Source organism: Actinomyces polynesiensis, from assembly GCF_000820725.1.
Lineage (GTDB): Bacteria > Actinomycetota > Actinomycetes > Actinomycetales > Actinomycetaceae > Pauljensenia > Pauljensenia polynesiensis.
On record NZ_CCXH01000051.1, the window covers coordinates 1 to 16,315 of the forward strand.

Consider the following 16,315-nt stretch of genomic DNA (forward strand, 5'->3'; position numbering starts at 1 on the left):
CCCAACACGGGTGAGAATGGTGCCATGGGGGCGAAGGGGCGGCGCCAGGAGGCGCGCAGGAGCGCGCTGGCGGAGCTCGCGCTGCGCGGGAAGGACCGTCGGGCGCCGGACGGACGCAAACTCTCGCGCGCGGAGCGCGAGGGGATCCCCGTGATGGCCTCGATCAACCAGGAGGTCACCGGTGCGGCCCGGGCCGTGGCGGAGGCCGCCCACTGCCCCGACGTGGGGTGGCTGGTCGGCCAGTTCCTCAACCCCGTGGACCTCGCCCGCCGCAAGTCGCCCAAGCTGCCCGACCGCGAGCTCCTGCACCGCGCGGTCGCCTTCCTCGAGTCACGTCACGAGGGGACCCGGCGGCAGACGCCGAGGCGCAGGCTCGCCCTCGCCCTGGACACCTGGTACGACGCGATGCTGGGGAGGCGCCGCCACCGCGACTGGCGGCGCATCGAGGGCGTCCCCGTCTCCCTGGCCCAGTACCGGGACTGGCGTGACCGACTCGCCGCCATGGACCTGACAGTCATCCCCGACCTGGACATCCCCGCCGAGTTCGAGCGTGCCCTCACGATGGTGGAGGAGTGGGAGGAGCTCCTGGAGCGACGCGGGCACACGGGTGAGAAGTTCTCCCTGCGCGAGGAGGTGGTGCGCCTGCACAACTGGCCCGGGGACCAGTGGGACTCGGGGGACGACTACGCCTCGGCGCAGAAGCGCTTCCACCGACGTCTCCGGGCGGCGCGCAGGGCGGCGGTGGACCCGGTGAGGGACCGGATCATGCACCGCGCGCTGTACCTGCGCGAGGGTCTCCTGCTCAATCCGGTGGAGGACCTGGAGTGGTTCCTGGCGGTGTGCCAGTTCCGCTGGGAGGTTCCGGAGGCGCTCGACGTGCGACCGGAGTTGGCCTCCTGGCGTCTGCTGGACCGCGTCGGGCGTCTCGGGCGCAGCTACCGGACCCGGGCGTACGACGACCCGCCCCCGTGGATCGACGCCGAGGACCCGCGCGGGGTGCCCCCCGAACTGCTGACCGCGGTCGGGGCCCCGGGGTGATGATCGACCTGGACGAGGACGTCGTGACCGCCCTGCCACCGGGGTGCCGGGTCAGGAGGCTGGTGGTCAGCGCACGCGGTCCGCTCGGGCCCGACTGGAGCGTGTACTGGGTGGAGTCGGAGTGGGACGACGCACGCCCGATCCTCGACCTGGTCGAGTCCGCGAAGCTGCACCCCTCCGTCGTCTTCGTCTCCGACGGCGAGCCCTCGGACCTGGCGGACCTCGTGCGCCCGTTCCTGGACGTCGCCTTCGAGATCCCCACCAATCCCCTCACGGCCCACAGCCACATCCCCGGCGTGGTCCCACGCATCCCGGAGCACCCCGACGCCGGGCTGTCCTGACCTCCCGACGCTCCCGCGCTCACCGGCGCGGGACGAGCCTCCACGCCAGGGGCACCGCCACGGCCGCGACCAGCGTCTTCAGCGCGTCGCCGATGAGGAAGGGGATGACACCCATGGCCAGGCCCTCGCGCAGGCCGACCCCGAGGAAGGGCACCAGCCACGCCAGGCCCGACGCGTAGACGACCACGCCTCCCAGGAGCGTCGCCAGCGCCATACGGCCCACGGAGCGGTCCCATCCGTGCTCGGCCAGCTTTCCGACCAGCGCGGCGGCGAGCGCGTAGCCGATGACGTAGCCGAAGGAGGCGAACGCCCATCCCACCTTGCCGTCGGCGAAGACGGGGGCGCCGAGGACGCCCAGCAGGAGGTAGAGCCCGCTGGAGGCCACGGCCCGACGGGACCCCAGGGCAGCGCCGGTCAGCACCACACCGAGTGTGGCCAGCGAGATCGGTACGGGCGTGAACGGCAGGGGGATCGCGATGCGCCCGGCGAGGACCAGGAGGCCCGTCGCCGCCAGGACGAGGGCCAGGTCGCGGCTGCGGGTGCCGGGGACCAGGTCGGCGAGGACCCGGACGGGACGGGCGGTGCGCGGCGTCCCGACTCCTGTGGTGACGGTGGTGGTGGACATGGGATCTCCTCATCATCGGTGGGTGGCTCGTGGATCGGCGCCCACCTGACGGCGTGCACTGGACGGTGGTGACCGGGCACCGCACACCGGTCGGCACCCACTGAACACCGTTCACGTGAACACTGTTCAGGTGAACGGTGTTCACTATAGTGGTGGTGTGAGTCCTGTCCACCCCCGTCCCGCTCCGCGGAGTCGGCGATCCGCCTCGGACGTGCTCGACGCGGCCCTGGACCTGCTCGACCGGGGCGGCCTCCCCGCCCTGTCCATGCGGGGCATCGCCCAGGAGCTCGGCCTCCAACCGTCGGCCCTCTACTGGCACTTCCCCGACAAGCAGACCCTCCTGGCCGCACTCTCCCGCCGGGTCCTGCTCCCTGCCGCCACCGGCACCGCCGGCGCCCCCGACGCCGACGAGGGCGATGACCCCACCGGGTCGCCCTCGTCGATCCCGTGGGAGGACGCGGTCCGGGCGGCCGCGTCGCGCCTGCGGGAGGCGCTGACCGCCCACCGCGACGGGGCCGAGCTCGTCTCCAGCTCCCTCGCCCTGGGGCTCGTCGAACTCCCCCTCGGGGACTCCCTGCGGGAACCCCTGCGTGCGGCCGGGGCGTCGGCGCGCAGCACCGCGGTCGTGGCGGAGACCCTGGGACACTTCGTCATCGGGCACACCTTCCACGAGCAGCAGCGCACCACGGCCCGTGAGGCGGGTGTCTCCGCCGAGCCCCCGGTGGAGGACGAGGGCGCACCCCGCGACTCCTTCGCGGCCGGGGTGGACCTGCTCGTGGCCGGTGCCGCGGTCCTCATCAGCATGGACAGGGGCTGAGGGTGGGGTCGGGACGGGGACCTGGTCCCGGTCCGGGACCCGGACCGCGGCGGCGCGGGCGGCCCGATGACCTCGACCGTGTCTGTGTGGGCCTGCTGGTCGCCTGGACCGTGCACGACCTGGAGGAGCTGGCGACGATGCCGCGCGAATCCCGGCGGACCCTGGACCGGCTGCCGCAGTGGGTGCCCCTGCCCGAGGACCTCCGTGTGCGTGGGTTGTCGCGTCGCGAGGTCGCGCTCGCCATCGGGTGCGTGGGCAGTGTCATGGCGGGCGCCAGCCTGGCGGGGTTGCGCACACGAGGGCGCTCCCCTCTCTTCCGGGGTGCCGTACTGGCCTTCGGTCTGCACGGTGTGGGTCACCTGGCGGCATCGCTCGGGGCGCGTGGGTACACCACCGGGGCCGCAACCGTGCCCGTGGTGGTGCTCCCCTACTGGCTCCACGCCCGTCGGGTGTTGGACAGGTATGGGCTCTCCGAGGCCGACCATCCGGCGGTCGCGGTCGCCCTCGCGGGCGTGCCCCTGACCGTGGCAGCCCACGTGCTCAGCTGTGCCCTCCTGGGGAGGGGGGCGGTGGGGGGTGCGCCGGCACCCGGTGCCGAGTCACGCGCCTGACCCGGCACCGGGCACGACTCCGTCCCCACCCGCCCGGAGGGACCCCCGGCACCGGCGGTTCCCCACGCCGGGACCGGGAGTTCCACCACCGGGGCCAGGACGGACCTCGACCCCGGAACTGAGCGGACCTCGCGCACGGAACTGAGCGAACCTCGGCGGGAGGGGTCAGTCCTTCTGCCAGGACTCCCACAGGGAGGCGTACTCCCCGCCCGCCGACACCAGCTGCTCGTGCGGTCCCAGTTCCACGATGTTGCCGTCCATCATGACCGCCACGCGGTCCGCGTCGTGGGCCGTGTAGAGGCGGTGCGCGATGGCGACGACCGTGCGCCCCTGGAGGACCTTGGACAACGAGCGCTCCAGGGAACGCGCCGCGGTCGGGTCCATCAGTGACGTCGCCTCGTCCAGGACCAGCGTGTGCGGGTCCATGAGGACGATGCGGGCCAGCGCCAGCTGCTGGGCCTGGGCGGGGCTCAGGGTCAGGCCACCCGCGCCCACCCGCGTGTCCAGCCCCTCCTCCAGGCGGTCCACCCACTCATCGGCCTCGACGGCCGCGAGCGCGGAGTGGACCTGCGCATCGGTGGCGTCCGAGCGCGCCAGGCGCAGGTTGTCGGCGATGGTGCCCACGAAGACGTGGTGCTCCTGGGTGACCAGGACGACCTGGCCCTGCAGGACGTCCTCCTCCAGGTCGACCAGCTCCACACCTCCCACTGCCACCGACCCGGAGGTCGGGGGGTGGATGCCGGCGAGCATGCGCCCGAAGGTGGACTTGCCGGCGCCCGAGGGCCCCACCATGGCCAGGGTCTCCCCGGGACGCAGGTCCAGGTCGACACCGTGGAGGACGTCCTCACCGGCCCGGTACGCGTAGTGGACGTCGTGGGCGCTGATGTGGCGGTCGTGGGGCAGCTCGCCGCTGGCCTCACGGTCCGGCTCCACCAGGTCGACGCCGAAGATGCGCGACAGGGAGGCCTGGGTGTACTGGATCTGGTCGATCCAGAACGTCGCCTCCCACACGGGTCCGCGCAGCTGGTAGGCGTACAGCGCGGCAGTGGTGACCTGCCCCAGCGTCACGGCGCCTGCGGGAACGGCCCACGCCCCGACCAGGACCATCCCGAGCACGGGCATCAGCGAGACGAAGCCCAGGCCTGCGATGAGGAAGACGCGCATCCACGCGGCGTAGCGCTCCAGACGCCACACCTCACCCACGGCCGTGTCCAGGCGCGTGATGCGCTGGGGGACGAGGCGGGCGGCATCCACCGTCTCCGCCTGTTCGATCGTCTCGTTGACCGTGCCGGACAGTCCCGCCCAGGACGCGGCACTCGCCCGGTAGGCGGGGATCGTGCGCGGCAGGTACCACTTCATGAGCACCCACACCGCGGGCACCTCCAGCAGGAGCACCAGGGAGAGCAGGGGCGAGGTCGCCACCGCGGCCACGACGGTGACGACGATCGTGGTCCCCAGTACCAGCATCGAGGAGATGCCCTGGCGCACGGTGAACTGCACGCGGTCGATGTCGTGCGTGGTGCGCCCCACCAGGTCACCGGTCCCCGCGCTCTCCACGGTGGACAGTGGCAGGTGGGTGACGGTGCGGACCAGGTCCTCGCGCAGCTTCGCGAAGACCTTCTCCCCCAGCACACGGGCTCGGTACTCGGCGAAGTAGCTGAGCACCGCACCCACCACCACGGCCCCGACGGCCGCGAGCATCACGGTGCGCACCCAGTTCAGGCTGGTGCCCTGCTGGATGCGGTCCACCGCGTGGCCCATGGCCCAGGGCAGGGCGATCGCGGCGAGCGCGGACCCCAGTTGGAGGACCAGGACGATGACGATCTCACTGCGGTAGGCAGCCAGCAGCCCACCCACGCGGTGGCGCACCACGGCGCCGTCTGCGATCGGCAGCTTCATTCCTGCTCACCTGCTTCCCTGTTGACCACGGCCCGGTACTCCAGTGCCGGACCGTCACCCTGCTCCGCTGCGCGGCGCAGCGAGTCGTGCGTACCCCGGGTGATCTCCGTCCCCTCGGGGGAGACGAGGACGACCTCGTCGCAGTGCTCCAGGACCAGGGTCGAGGCGGAGACGACCACGGTCGTGCGTCCCCGGCGCTCCTGGGCCAGGCGCTGGGCGATGCGTGCCTCCGTGTGGGAGTCCACCGCGGAGGTGGGCTCCACGAGCACCAGCACGGATGCCTCGGAGTGCACGGCGCGTGCCAGTGCCACGCGCTGGCGCTGGCCCCCGGAGAGGTTGCGCCCCTTCTCCGCCAGCTCCCCGTCGAGTCCCCCCTGCAGGGAGGAGACGACGTCGTGGGCATCGGCCACGTGCAGGGCCCGGCGGACCTGTGGGTCGTCAGCGCCGTGCTCGGGCCGGAAGAGGATGCCCTCACGACGCGTGGAGGCCTCGATGACCTCGCGGTGGATCAGTTCGGTGACGCCGCGGGCACGCCGCGGTGCGGCATCGGGGCCCTCCACCTCCTCGCGCAGCGAGCCGGCGAAGAGCTGGGCCTCCGCCTCGGAGAGGAAGACGGCGCGACGGACCTCGTCCACGGGCACCCCTCGCAGGTCGGTGCCGTCGGCGTCGACCTCCAGCGTGGGGTCCTCCGTGTCCTCGACCCGTCCCAGACGCCGCGCGATGGCCGCCGTCACGTCCGGGTCCTGGCTGACCAGGGCCGTCATGCGGTGGGGGTGGATGGCGACACCACTGCGGTGGTCGAACAGGGTCGCCTCCGGCCAGTCGGGGTGGCCGCCCTCGTCCGCCCGGTCTGCGCGACCGGGGTCCCCGGGCACGTGGGAGTCGTCGACCAGCGGCTCGATGCCGAGGACGCGGGTCATCTTCTTCACGCCCACCCAGGCACGGGTGTACTGCTGGATCGAGTTCGACGCCACGGAGATCGGGTTGCGCAGGAAGGACGTGTACCCGAAGAAGGCGACCAACTGGCCCACCGTGATGCGCCCGTCGAAGGTGAGCAGCGCGCCGTAGCCGACCACCAGCGCCGTGAAGACCAGGGGCGCGGAGGAGCGCAGCATGGACAGCATCGCAGAGCTCGAGGCCACGCGGATCCCGGCGTCACGCACCCGCGCGGACTGGGCGACGTAGTTCGCGTTGTAGACGTCCTCCCCGCCGATACCGCGCAGGACCCGCAGGCCCGCCACCGCGTCGGTGGAGATGGTGGTGAGCTTGCCCTGTTCCTCGCGTGCCACCGCCTGCTTGGCCTGGAGGGGCCTGATGAGCAGCGTCATCAGGGCGATGACGATCGGCAGCCCGATGAGGACCAGCAGTCCCAGTGGCACCGAGACGCGCAGCATGATGACCGCGACGACCGCCGTGGAGACGATGGCGGCGACGATCTCGGGGAACCACGCGAACGCGCCCCCGACGTAGTCCGCGTCGGTCATCAGGACGGTGACGACGTCACCGGCCGGCATCTCCTTCTTCACCGCGCGTCCTGAGTGGGCCACGCGGTGACCGACATTGCGCGCCGCACCCATGGCGGAACCCATCCACAGGCCGATCTCGGTCATCTGGTTGATGCCGTTCGTGATCGCCATGACCGCGACCATCGCGAGGAACACGAGCGAGGGGGCCAGCAGGTGCCTCCCGAAGCCGAGGTCGAGGCCGGCATCGAGCAGGTTGCCCATGGCCCACGGGATCAGCGCGGAGGTCACGTAGTTGACGGTGGTGAGGAGAACCGCGAGCAGCAGCACCGGCCACACGCCGCGCACCAGTGCCCACAGGAAGGGCCCGTTGGCGGCCGGGAGGGGCGCTGCGGGACCCTGGGGGGCGCGCCAGGGGCCCCACCAGTGCCGGGGGGTGAGCCCGAGGGCGGGCAGGTCGGTCCCGACCTCGTCCGCACGCTGGCGGAGGAAGTCACGGACCTCGGGATCAGGGACGGCGGTGGACGCGGACGCGCCGGCGCGTCGACGCAGGAAGGACATGGAACCTCACTGGATGAAGGACAGACAGGATGGTGTGGGGGTGGTCTCGACCCGGATACGGGGAGACGCTCACCTGGCGGGGTGCACGACAGTGGTCCCCGTAGGTCGGGAATACTCAGCACTCACGATCTGGAACATGTCGGCACCCCCTTCATCAGCGCAGTCCGAACATGGTCGTGACCCTACCAGCGTGCGCGCAGAGGACTCAAGTCGGCGCACGGGATCCTGGCGCATAGGATCCTGCCATGGCGCGAATCCTCGTGACCGGCATGTCGGGGGCCGGCAAGTCGACGCTCCTGGCGGAGCTCGCCCGCCGCGGGCGCTGCACCGTCGACACGGACCATGACGACTGGACGCTGCCCGACGGCCTCTGGGACGAGGCGCGGATGGGTGAGCTCCTCACTCACCACGACGATCTCGTCGTCTCGGGGACGGTCGAGAACCAGGGCCGCTTCTACCCGAGGTTCGACCATGTGGTGCTGCTGAGTGCACCCCTCGACGTCCTGCTGGAGCGCGTCGCGACACGCACGGGCAATCCCTACGGACGCGCACCGCATGAACGCGCGGAGATCCGCCGCCACACCGCGGAGGTCGAGCCCCTGCTGCGTCGGGGCGCGGACGTCGAGCTGGACGGGTGCCGTCCCGTCACCGAGTTGGCCGACAGCATCGAGGGGCTGGACTGAGTCGGGAGTGGAGTCGGCGGGGACGCGCAGAACATGGCCCCGACCCCAGCCGGGAGCCACCCAGGATCAGAGAACCTGTCCTGCGGGGGAACACACAGGAGATCTGCCCGGCCGCACAGTCAGTCGGTGGGCCGACGTCTCATCCGCTTGACGTCGGCGCGGCGCTTCTTCGCTCCGAGCCGACGTTCCTTCGATCCTCGTGTCGGTCTGGTCGCACGCCTCTTGCGGGGAGGTGGAGCCAAGGCCTGGGCGAGGAGGTCCGCGAGCCGGGCGCGCGCGGCCTCCCTGTTGTGCAGCTGGGCGCGGTGCTCGGAGGCCACCACGGTGACCACGCCGTGCACCAGCCGGGTATCGAGGCGCTCCAGGAGGCGCGCGCGCTGCGACTCGCTGAGGACCTGGGAGGACGCGATGTCCCAGATGAGTTCCACGCGGGAGTCGGTGGTGTTGACCCCCTGGCCGCCGGGGCCCGAGGAGCGGGAGAACCGCCACGACAGTTCCGCAGCGGGCACGGTCAGTGCGGCGGTGACCCGCAGGTCGGCGGTGGGGGCGTCGGACATGGGTCCATCATGCCCGAGTGGTGCTGGCGGTTCCCGGAGCCGGATGCTCCTGGCGCTACGCGTCACCCCCGTGAGCACGCACGTGCTGCGACACGTGCGAGAGTGCGAGGGCGAGACACAGGGCCCCGACCAGCAGGGTCGCGCCGATCGAGTGCGCTCCCGCCAGGGGGAACTGCCACCAGCTCTCCGGCCCTCCCGCCGCGAGACTGATGAAGAGGAAGAGGACGGGCGCAACGGCACCCACCCGGCGCCCGGCGATGCGGGAGGCGAGGACCCCCAGAGCTCCGAGTCCGACCAGGGTCCTGGCCGTCTCCAGACCCACGCCCCCGACCAGCGGGATCATCAGGGCCCCCACTGCGGCCGCGATCGCCGCGATGAGTGCGAACGCCGTGAGGTCGTAGCGCCACATGCGGCGCACGGCCGTCACCTCCTGTTGCGCGGTCGCCCCCATGCGGATGGCCATCACCTCGACCAGGGGCAGTGGCCCGAGTGCGGCGATCGGCAGGTTCGCCCCGATGGGAGACAGTCCCGGTACCTGCACGCGCGCGGAGCGGACGACGAGGACCAGGAGGAAGCAGCCGGTCAGCAGGACCAGCTGCAGCCACATTCCTCGGGTGCGCCACCACCACAAATGGGTCACGGCGCGCCGGACACCGTGGCCGAAGCAGAGCATGCCGCCTGCATGCGTGTGATCGCAGTGGCGACCCACGTGGCCTGCTGGTCGGTCGGGAGGCCAGCCAGGGCGCGGGCAGCGGCCGACACGGTGGGGTCCTCTCCCGTCGGCTCGGTGGGGAGCCCGACTGCGGTCGCCAGCCAGTCGATGGCCGCGAAGTGGTCCGGCCACGCATCCTGGACCTCGGGGCTGTCGCAGTCCTGGAGCAGACCCTCCCCACCCAGGTGTTCGCCAGACCGGACACGGCCGAGTTGAGGGCGAGGTCCCTGTCCTCCGTCGCCCCGGCGGATGCGACGATCCTCCAGGGGGTCCCGTCACGGGAGGACTCGGAGGCCGTGCCCGGTACCCGGTAGCCCACCGCAGCGAGCCGGCTCCTGGCGGTCAGAACCGCCTCCTGCATGGCGGGGAGGTTCTGTGCGTGCTCCGGCCACACGCACACCCTGACCTCGCTGTCCGTCGAGCACACAGTTGCGCCCGTCCGGGCGACCACCGGGTAGTTCCCGTAGTCCCGGACCATCGCGACAGCAACTCCCAGACCCACCCCCGCACACAGCACCCCTGTGACGAGGGCGTCCACCGCCACCACGGTCGGGGCCCGATGCCACAGGGCGATCCGGGACGCGGCGAGGGTGACGGCCCAAGCTCCCAGACCCACAGCGACCAGGCCCGGAGCCAGCGCCGCTGGCAGGGTGACCTGTGAACCTGCGTCGCAGCACCCGCCCTCGTACCCGTTGAGGTGTCGCAGCCAGAAGGGCTGGAAGGACTGGGGCATCGCGAACCAGCACCACGTGCCGATCAGGACGACCGGCGGTGCGAGTCGGGCCGGAAGGACCAGCGACAGAGCACCCCCGACCAGGACGGAGGCGGCGACGATGAGCGGTGCCACTGCCAGGATCACGAGGTCGACCCCGGTGGGTCCCCCGACTGCCCGGGGAAGGACGAGGACCCAGGACAGGGCCAGACCGAGCAGACCACTGACCAACGCCGGCACGAGGCTGCGGCCCATGATCGCGGTGGCAGGGCGCGTGGAGGGATGTCGGAGCACGCCTGCCACCCGCAGCGTCGCGATGTCCCATGCGGCGATCGCCGCAGCCAGCGGGCACACCAGCCAGATCGTCGAGTTGGCGGTCTCGGCAACCGAGTTCCAGTAGCCCTCAGCGGCGGCGCGCAGCGTCTGGGGCTGGACCAGGACATCCAGGATGACCATGAGGAGGATGAGAGGGCCACCCACCAGGGCCATGCTCCTGCGCTCCGGCCCCCACCACCTCGCCCTGATCCTGCTCACGATCCCTCCAGGAGACGCGTGAAGGCCACGTCACCGCGCTCGCCCTGTCCTCCTGTGGGCGGAGCCAGGTCGACGAACGCCTCCGTACTGCCCTGCCACAGCACCGCGCCCCGGTGCAGCACGACCACATGGTCGAAGGCCCCTCCGATCACGTCCGCAGTGACGTGGGTGGACACCACCAGATTGACCTCATCGCGCAGTTCCCGGAAGAGGTCGCGGACCGAGGACCTCTGGAGCGGGTCGAGACCCGCCGCAGGCTCGTCGAGCAGCAGCCAGTCGGAGCCGTGGATGAGGGCCTGGGCAATCCCGAGTCTGCGCAGTTGCCCACCGGACAGCTCGGACGCCCTGGTCCCCTCCTGCTCCTGGAGGGACACCCTGCCCAGGGCGCGCGGGGCATCCTCCCACGCCTGCGTCCTGTCCATCCCTGCCAGCCATCCGGCATGGGCCACCGACTCACGCGCACTGAACCGCCCGATCGGGCGGATCACCTGCGGCATCCAACCGACCCGACATCGGTACGCTGCCATCGTGTGACCGTGGGCACGATCGCCACCCACGGACACCACGCCCGACTGTGGTACCAGCAGGGTCGCAGCGACACCCATGAGCGTCGACTTCCCCGCGCCGTTCACGCCGAGCAGCGCCGTGGACCCGCACGGGAACCCGACAGACAGATCCGCCAGGACACGGAGCCCGCGGCGTCGGTAGGAGAACGAGACCTTTGACAGCACCAGGTCATCGCCGACGCTGCGTCCTGTCCCGGCTGCCCCGGTGGTCGGGGCGCTCACCACGTCATCCTCACAGTGCCGACACCCATCTGCTGTGACCCTTCGGAGCCTCTGGTGCCTTCGTGGATACGAACCTCACTCCCCGAGGAGAAGCTGGATGTTTCTCCAGAGCTGAGGACCGGCCCGCGAGCGCCACTCCTTGATGTCAGGGGTGGGCCCGTGTCGATCGACTCCAGCCGAGGAGTATGACCGCCAATCCGGCTGTCAGGGAGGCAAGGGTCAAGATCGACGCCGGAATGGCCGTGATCGGTGCGTCGATCCAGCTCCACGTCCCCGAGCCCGGATATCCGATCGCAGCAAGGTGGGCGATCACGCTCAGCGATGGCAGCACCCAGCACCATTGACCTCCGAACATGACGGTACTCATGAGCGCCAAGCCGTACCAGAAGACGAAGGCACGGGCCTGCATGGCTGCGGTGCCGGTGCAGAGGAGGAGGCCGACCAGAAGTCCCACGCCCGTGCCGAGCAATCCCAACACTGCAACGTGCCACAGACGCGCCGGGCGCAGCGCACCGGTGTCGCTGCGATCAAGGTCGCCCGTGGGCGACGCGAGTGACCCAGCTGCGACGCTGGCACCCACCGGGAGCAGGAGGAGTGGAAGCGGAACGTTCGAGATGCTGGTGAAGGTCGGAGCGATCAGGCTCTGATTCTGGAGAGCGGCGGCGCCGCACACACAGACCACCAGGACGAACATCGCCAGCGGAAGCCGCCGTCCTTTCGCGTAGAGCCACAGGCGTGAACCCGTCACCGTGTGCACCAAGCGTCCGTCGTCTGCCTCAGACGATCCATTCGAGGAGCGAGCCATGCACTCTGATCCGCCACATCCGCTTCGACGAGGTCTTCGAGACTGGACCAGTCCGTGGTGGATGTGTCATTGATGTCCGCGGGCCGAGGTGCCCCGTGAAGTCGCAGTGCGATCCAGGCTGACACCTCGAAGTAGTCAACATGGAACTGATCGACCTGTGCACCGCTCTCGGGAATGTCGCAGGTCTCACTGAGGGGATAGGTCTCCCCCATGATGTGATCGGCGACTCCTTCTGCGAACGTCCACTCCCCACTGCCCACCAAGGTGAACGTGTCATCGTCACTCAGACCGACCTCGGAAGTGCGCCCGGCCACGACGAATCCGAAAGGGGCGACATCCGTTGTCGCGCGCATCAGGACGTTCGACATCATTGGAAGATAGGCACTGTCCTGGGGCCAGACACATGCGGTGATGGCGCTGCCTGCACAGGCCGAACTGCTCGGCGCTGACCGTTCACGCGTCAGTGAAGGGGAGGCGGCCGTCGCAACGACGCTCACCACGACAATGCACGTGCAGGCCGACGCCGTCAGTGCACGTCCGGCGCCGCCCGGCCAATGGCGGACGTCCTTTCCGAGCCGGACCCGTCCCCACATCCAAGGAACTGCGACCGCGAGAACGCCCAGAGCGAGCAATTCAAGGACCACGGCACCCAATGCGATCCAGTTGATCTCGAGGTACGAGGGCGCTCCCGCCACCACCCGGTCCAGTCCCCCGGAACCGTAGCCATTGCCATACGGAATGCCGAATCGAAACAGGCACACCATGGCTGCAGCGATGGGAGCGAACCAGAGTGGACCACCCATCGAGCCCAACAGCTGTCCGACACCGACGCACCACCACAAGCCGAGAACGGCCAGCAGTACGTATCCGAGATCCACGAACCCAGGAGCCGAGGAGCCGACCATGACTGCACCGGCAGTCAGGACACCGAACACCACAGGCACCAGCGCCCACAGCGCCCCTGCGACCATCTGCGTCAGCGCGACGGCCCATGAAGGGCGTGTTCCCGCGTCCACCACTTCTCCCACGCCTTGGCGGGCGATCGCCCCGACCCTGGCTGCCTGTGCTCCCGCCAGGATCGGACCCACGTAGAAGACGGGCGTGTCGATCGCTGCCGACGCACGCTGCCAGACCTGGCTCCAGTCGGCACGGTTGACGAGCATGAACGCAACCAACACGCCCGCCAGGAGGACCGACACCCATCGGAGCGGAGTGCGTCGCGCCTCAATGAGCACACCCCTCATGCGATTCGCTCCGTATGGGCCTGTGCATCAGCCAAGACGCTCATGTAGCCACGCTCCAACTCGGAGTCCCCCGGAGAACTCGTCGAGCCGTGAGCTGCCAGGTCTCGCGGCGTCCCCTCGAAGCAGACACGCCCCGATTCCATGATGAACAGCGCACTCGCGATTGCTGCAGCGTCCTCCACCAGATGAGTGCTCAGCACCACCGCCACGTTCTCAAGACTTCGGAGAATTCTCCGGAACTCCAGACGCTGCGCCGGGTCAAGACCGACCGTCGGCTCGTCGAGCAACAGGATGTCGGGATCACCGACGAGGGCGCACGCCAGACCGACTCGTTGGATCATGCCACCTGAAAGCACCTTCATGCGCCGATCTGCCATGTCGGCCAGGCCGACCCGGTCCAGGCACTCCTTACTGGCGCGCCGTTCAGCTCCGGCATCCACACCGCGAAGCCATGCACTGTAGCGGACCATGTCCAGGGCCGTGTAGGACGCGACGACTGGCACCCTCTGGGGTAGCAGACCGATGTGCCGTCGAGAATCTCGTGCAACTCTCTCCGAGTCAACACTGGTGCCCCTGACGTGCACCTGACCCGAGCGCGGCGCCAACACAGTTGCCATGATCGACAGCAAGGTTGTCTTGCCTGCCCCGTTCGGTCCGAGAAGCGCAAGGACTCCTGCTCCGACGGTCACATTGATGTCGCTGAGCACTTCACGAGAACCATAGCGATGCGACACGTTCTTGAGGTCGACGAATGGAATCTGCTCAAGTCGATTCCCGTCTGAGTTCAACGCAGAGCCCCCCAGTTCTTCGAGATGAAAGCTGACTCGCCGATGCACTCTCCGGCACCCCCGAGCGTAGGAGCATCCTCCGCCGAGGAGAAGCTGGATGTTTCTCCAGTACTGAGGAGCGATCCGCCGACTCGCCGCACCCACCGCCCGAAAGCACATGTTCCACACATGTCTCGGTCGTCCACGGTCATGGCCTCGGCACCGGACGGTACTCTCGCTCGACATGTCTCCTGCCAAGCACACTCCCGCGGCTTCCCCCGAGCGGCGTCACCCCGTGTGCCGCACCGGGCCCGCTCCGATGGCCAGCGCCCGGACGGCCACCTCCGCGCGTGACTGGCAGCCGGTGCGCCGGAGGATGTCCGAGACGTAGGCTTGGGCGGTCTTCTCGCGCAGGCCCAGGGTCTTCGCGATGGTGCGATTGGACGCCGCGCGGGTGAGCAGACCCAGCACCTCCCGGAGTTGCGTGGGCAGTGCGTCGATGGCGGCGACGAACTCCGGGTCCTCCTCGCGTTGGATGACCCGTGAACGGTAGGACTCCGCGAGCATGGCCGTGGGGCGAGGACCCATGACGGTCTCACCGGCCACTGCCGCGTGCAGCAGGCGGGCGAGGCTGGCGATGGGGAGGTCCTTGGTGAGGAACCCGTTCGCCCCTGCCGCCAACGCCCGATCCAGGAAGTCGTCCTGGGCGAAGGAGGTGAGCATGACGACCGTGACGTCGGGGTGGCGTGCCACGATCCTGCGTGTGGTGTCGATGCCGTCGAGGACGGGCATGTCGACGTCGAGCAGCGCGACGTCCACGCAGCGCTCCCCCAGCACACCCAGTGCCGCGGCGCCATCCGGGACGGAGTCGACCAGGTCGATGTCCTCCCGGCTCCCCAGCAGCGAGGCGAGCGACTCCCGCAGCGCCGGATCGTCATCTGCCAGCAGCAACCTCAGCGGGTCCATGCGCGACGACACCTCCCTCCGCCTCAGAGGTCTCTCGCCCGGTGGGCTCCTGCACCATCGGACGTCCGGGCAGCTCCACCGTGAGCAGCCACGTGCCACCGGCGCAGCCGTAGCGTGCGGTCCCACCCTCCCGGGCAGCCCTCTCCGCCAGGGAGACCAGGCCGAAGCCACCGGACAGTGCCCCGTCCGCATCGCATGCTGCCGGGTCGACGTCATTGGCCATCGCCAGGGTGATCCCACCTCCGGGCAGTGTCTCCACCGTGAGGTTCACCGTCGATCCGGAGGGCGCGTACTTGAGGACGTTGGTGGCCCCTTCACGCAGGGCGAGGGCGAGGACGGAGCGCTGTCCGGACGTGCACGCGACATCGACGCCATCGGCCACGTCGGCATTCACCGTGATGTGGCGACCCGCGAGCATGGTCCGGCACTTCCCGAGGACCTCGGCCAGGGGATCCTGGGGATCGTTGCGCGTGACTCCGGCCTCATCCATGAGCACGCGCAGGTGCCACATGGCCTCCCGCGCCGTGTCGCCCAGGGCTTCCAGCTCCGCGGCGGTATCGGGCTCCTGCGTGTGTTGGGCGATGGACTGGCTGGCGACGATGACCCTGACCAGGTCCGAGGCCACCGTGTCGTGGAGGGTGGCAGCGAGCTTGTGACGCACCGAGGTCTCGGCCTCCGACGCAGCCCGCTGCCTCTGCTCCTCCAACGCCTCGACGCGCACGTGGTTCCACCGCAACCCGGCGCCCGCAAGGATTGCGAAGCCCACGCCGAGGATCAGGCCGAGGAAGTCACCTGTCGGGGCATCGGACTGGAAGATCTCTGCGCCTTCAAGGGCGACGAGCATGATCGCTGCGGCGATGTACCAACGACGGGAGATCCAATCGGCGGCAACCACATAGATGCCGATGAACGGAACCGAGACGACGACGATCTCTGGGGGGAGCAAGATGCCTGTGAAGATGATGAGTGCGAAGATCGCCCCTCCCACCGCAGGGAACCACCCGACCAAGGCGAGCGCCACGCAGCTGAGGACTGTCCAGACCCAGTTCCCGACCACGCCCGAGGAGAGTGCGCCGGAGAGAACTTGCAGGACAAGAACGACACCGGCACACACGACGATCGCCGTTCGCCGCGCGAGTCCCACGTCTACAGGACGTTGGTGGAACGCATCCGCATGCTTCATCTCACTTGC

Annotated in this window: 18 protein-coding genes and 1 pseudogene; 7 read left to right on the forward strand and 12 right to left on the reverse strand. The window is 69.9% G+C overall.

Annotated features, from left to right (window positions below):
• Both TA90_RS01780 and TA90_RS14440 read left to right on the forward strand, forming a co-directional pair.
• Window positions 1-1,038 (forward strand): hypothetical protein (locus tag TA90_RS01780; protein ID WP_222704588.1); only part of this gene is annotated, 1,038 nt, incomplete at its 5' end.
• Complete coding sequence (locus TA90_RS14440; protein ID WP_187120064.1) at window positions 1,035-1,379, forward strand: hypothetical protein; 345 nt, start codon at window positions 1,035-1,037, stop codon at window positions 1,377-1,379. The genes TA90_RS01780 and TA90_RS14440, both read left to right, overlap by 4 nt.
• Before the next feature lie 19 nt (window positions 1,380-1,398).
• On the opposite strand, the gene TA90_RS01785 is transcribed toward TA90_RS14440, so the two are convergent.
• Window positions 1,399-2,004 (reverse strand): biotin transporter BioY, encoded by a 606-nt coding sequence (locus TA90_RS01785; RefSeq protein ID WP_043534311.1) that lies wholly within the window; start codon window positions 2,002-2,004, stop codon window positions 1,399-1,401.
• A 211-nt stretch (window positions 2,005-2,215) separates the two neighbouring features.
• Between TA90_RS01785 and TA90_RS01790 the strand changes: the two genes are divergently transcribed.
• Together TA90_RS01790 and TA90_RS01795 are read left to right on the forward strand one after the other, a co-directional pair.
• Window positions 2,216-2,821, forward strand: coding sequence for a TetR family transcriptional regulator (locus TA90_RS01790; RefSeq protein ID WP_043534312.1), 606 nt, complete (start codon window positions 2,216-2,218; stop codon window positions 2,819-2,821).
• An 86-nt stretch (window positions 2,822-2,907) separates the two neighbouring features.
• On the forward strand, window positions 2,908-3,432 hold the full coding sequence (locus tag TA90_RS01795) for an HXXEE domain-containing protein (RefSeq protein ID WP_043534313.1): 525 nt from the start codon (window positions 2,908-2,910) through the stop codon (window positions 3,430-3,432).
• A gap of 165 nt (window positions 3,433-3,597) precedes the next feature.
• On the opposite strand, the gene TA90_RS01800 is transcribed toward TA90_RS01795, so the two are convergent.
• Window positions 3,598-5,331: an ABC transporter ATP-binding protein gene (locus TA90_RS01800; protein ID WP_043534314.1), complete on the reverse strand. Its 1,734-nt coding sequence runs from the start codon at window positions 5,329-5,331 to the stop codon at window positions 3,598-3,600.
• Complete coding sequence (locus TA90_RS01805; protein WP_082031241.1) at window positions 5,328-7,355, reverse strand: ABC transporter ATP-binding protein; 2,028 nt, start codon at window positions 7,353-7,355, stop codon at window positions 5,328-5,330. The genes TA90_RS01800 and TA90_RS01805 overlap by 4 nt, the downstream gene beginning before the upstream one ends.
• A gap of 245 nt (window positions 7,356-7,600) precedes the next feature.
• On the opposite strand from TA90_RS01805, the gene TA90_RS01810 reads away from it, so the two are divergent.
• Complete coding sequence (locus tag TA90_RS01810; RefSeq protein WP_043534315.1) at window positions 7,601-8,038, forward strand: AAA family ATPase; 438 nt, start codon at window positions 7,601-7,603, stop codon at window positions 8,036-8,038.
• Window positions 8,039-8,157: 119 nt separating this feature from the next.
• Here TA90_RS01810 and arfB read toward each other — a convergent pair whose 3' ends face one another.
• Together arfB and TA90_RS01820 are read right to left on the reverse strand one after the other, a co-directional pair.
• Window positions 8,158-8,595 (reverse strand): alternative ribosome rescue aminoacyl-tRNA hydrolase ArfB, encoded by a 438-nt coding sequence (gene arfB / locus TA90_RS01815; RefSeq protein WP_043534316.1) that lies wholly within the window; start codon window positions 8,593-8,595, stop codon window positions 8,158-8,160.
• Window positions 8,596-8,650: 55 nt separating this feature from the next.
• Complete coding sequence (locus TA90_RS01820) at window positions 8,651-9,202, reverse strand: hypothetical protein (RefSeq protein ID WP_043534317.1); 552 nt, start codon at window positions 9,200-9,202, stop codon at window positions 8,651-8,653.
• A 224-nt stretch (window positions 9,203-9,426) separates the two neighbouring features.
• Between TA90_RS01820 and TA90_RS14790 the strand changes: the two genes are divergently transcribed.
• Window positions 9,427-9,621 carry a hypothetical protein gene (locus TA90_RS14790; protein WP_043534318.1) on the forward strand — a complete coding sequence of 65 codons (195 nt, stop codon included), beginning with the start codon at window positions 9,427-9,429 and terminating at the stop codon, window positions 9,619-9,621.
• Here TA90_RS14790 and TA90_RS16065 read toward each other — a convergent pair.
• Window positions 9,594-10,274: pseudogene (locus tag TA90_RS16065) on the reverse strand (hypothetical protein); the annotation flags it as partial. The gene TA90_RS14790 and the pseudogene TA90_RS16065 overlap by 28 nt on opposite strands.
• On the opposite strand from TA90_RS16065, the gene TA90_RS14445 reads away from it, so the two are divergent.
• Complete coding sequence (locus TA90_RS14445; protein ID WP_156135658.1) at window positions 10,273-10,419, forward strand: hypothetical protein; 147 nt, start codon at window positions 10,273-10,275, stop codon at window positions 10,417-10,419. The pseudogene TA90_RS16065 and the gene TA90_RS14445 sit on opposite strands and share 2 nt — an antisense overlap.
• 130 nt (window positions 10,420-10,549) lie before the next feature.
• Here TA90_RS14445 and TA90_RS01830 read toward each other — a convergent pair whose 3' ends face one another.
• The 6 genes from TA90_RS01830 to TA90_RS14795 form a co-directional block, all read right to left on the reverse strand.
• A complete protein-coding gene (locus tag TA90_RS01830; RefSeq protein ID WP_187120065.1) occupies window positions 10,550-11,341 on the reverse strand; it encodes an ATP-binding cassette domain-containing protein in 792 nt (263 codons plus the stop codon).
• A gap of 145 nt (window positions 11,342-11,486) precedes the next feature.
• A complete protein-coding gene (locus TA90_RS01835) occupies window positions 11,487-12,101 on the reverse strand; it encodes a hypothetical protein (RefSeq protein WP_187120066.1) in 615 nt (204 codons plus the stop codon).
• Window positions 12,086-13,345: a hypothetical protein gene (locus tag TA90_RS01840; RefSeq protein WP_147513315.1), complete on the reverse strand. Its 1,260-nt coding sequence runs from the start codon at window positions 13,343-13,345 to the stop codon at window positions 12,086-12,088. Before TA90_RS01840 ends, TA90_RS01835 begins: the two co-directional genes overlap by 16 nt.
• Before the next feature lie 41 nt (window positions 13,346-13,386).
• Window positions 13,387-14,226 (reverse strand): ATP-binding cassette domain-containing protein, encoded by an 840-nt coding sequence (locus tag TA90_RS01845; RefSeq protein ID WP_197067815.1) that lies wholly within the window; start codon window positions 14,224-14,226, stop codon window positions 13,387-13,389.
• 219 nt (window positions 14,227-14,445) lie between these two features.
• Window positions 14,446-15,123, reverse strand: coding sequence for a response regulator (locus tag TA90_RS01850; protein WP_052450373.1), 678 nt, complete (start codon window positions 15,121-15,123; stop codon window positions 14,446-14,448).
• The coding region (locus TA90_RS14795) for a sensor histidine kinase (RefSeq protein ID WP_222704589.1) at window positions 15,092-16,315 on the reverse strand (1,224 nt) is incomplete at its 5' end. The genes TA90_RS01850 and TA90_RS14795, both read right to left, overlap by 32 nt.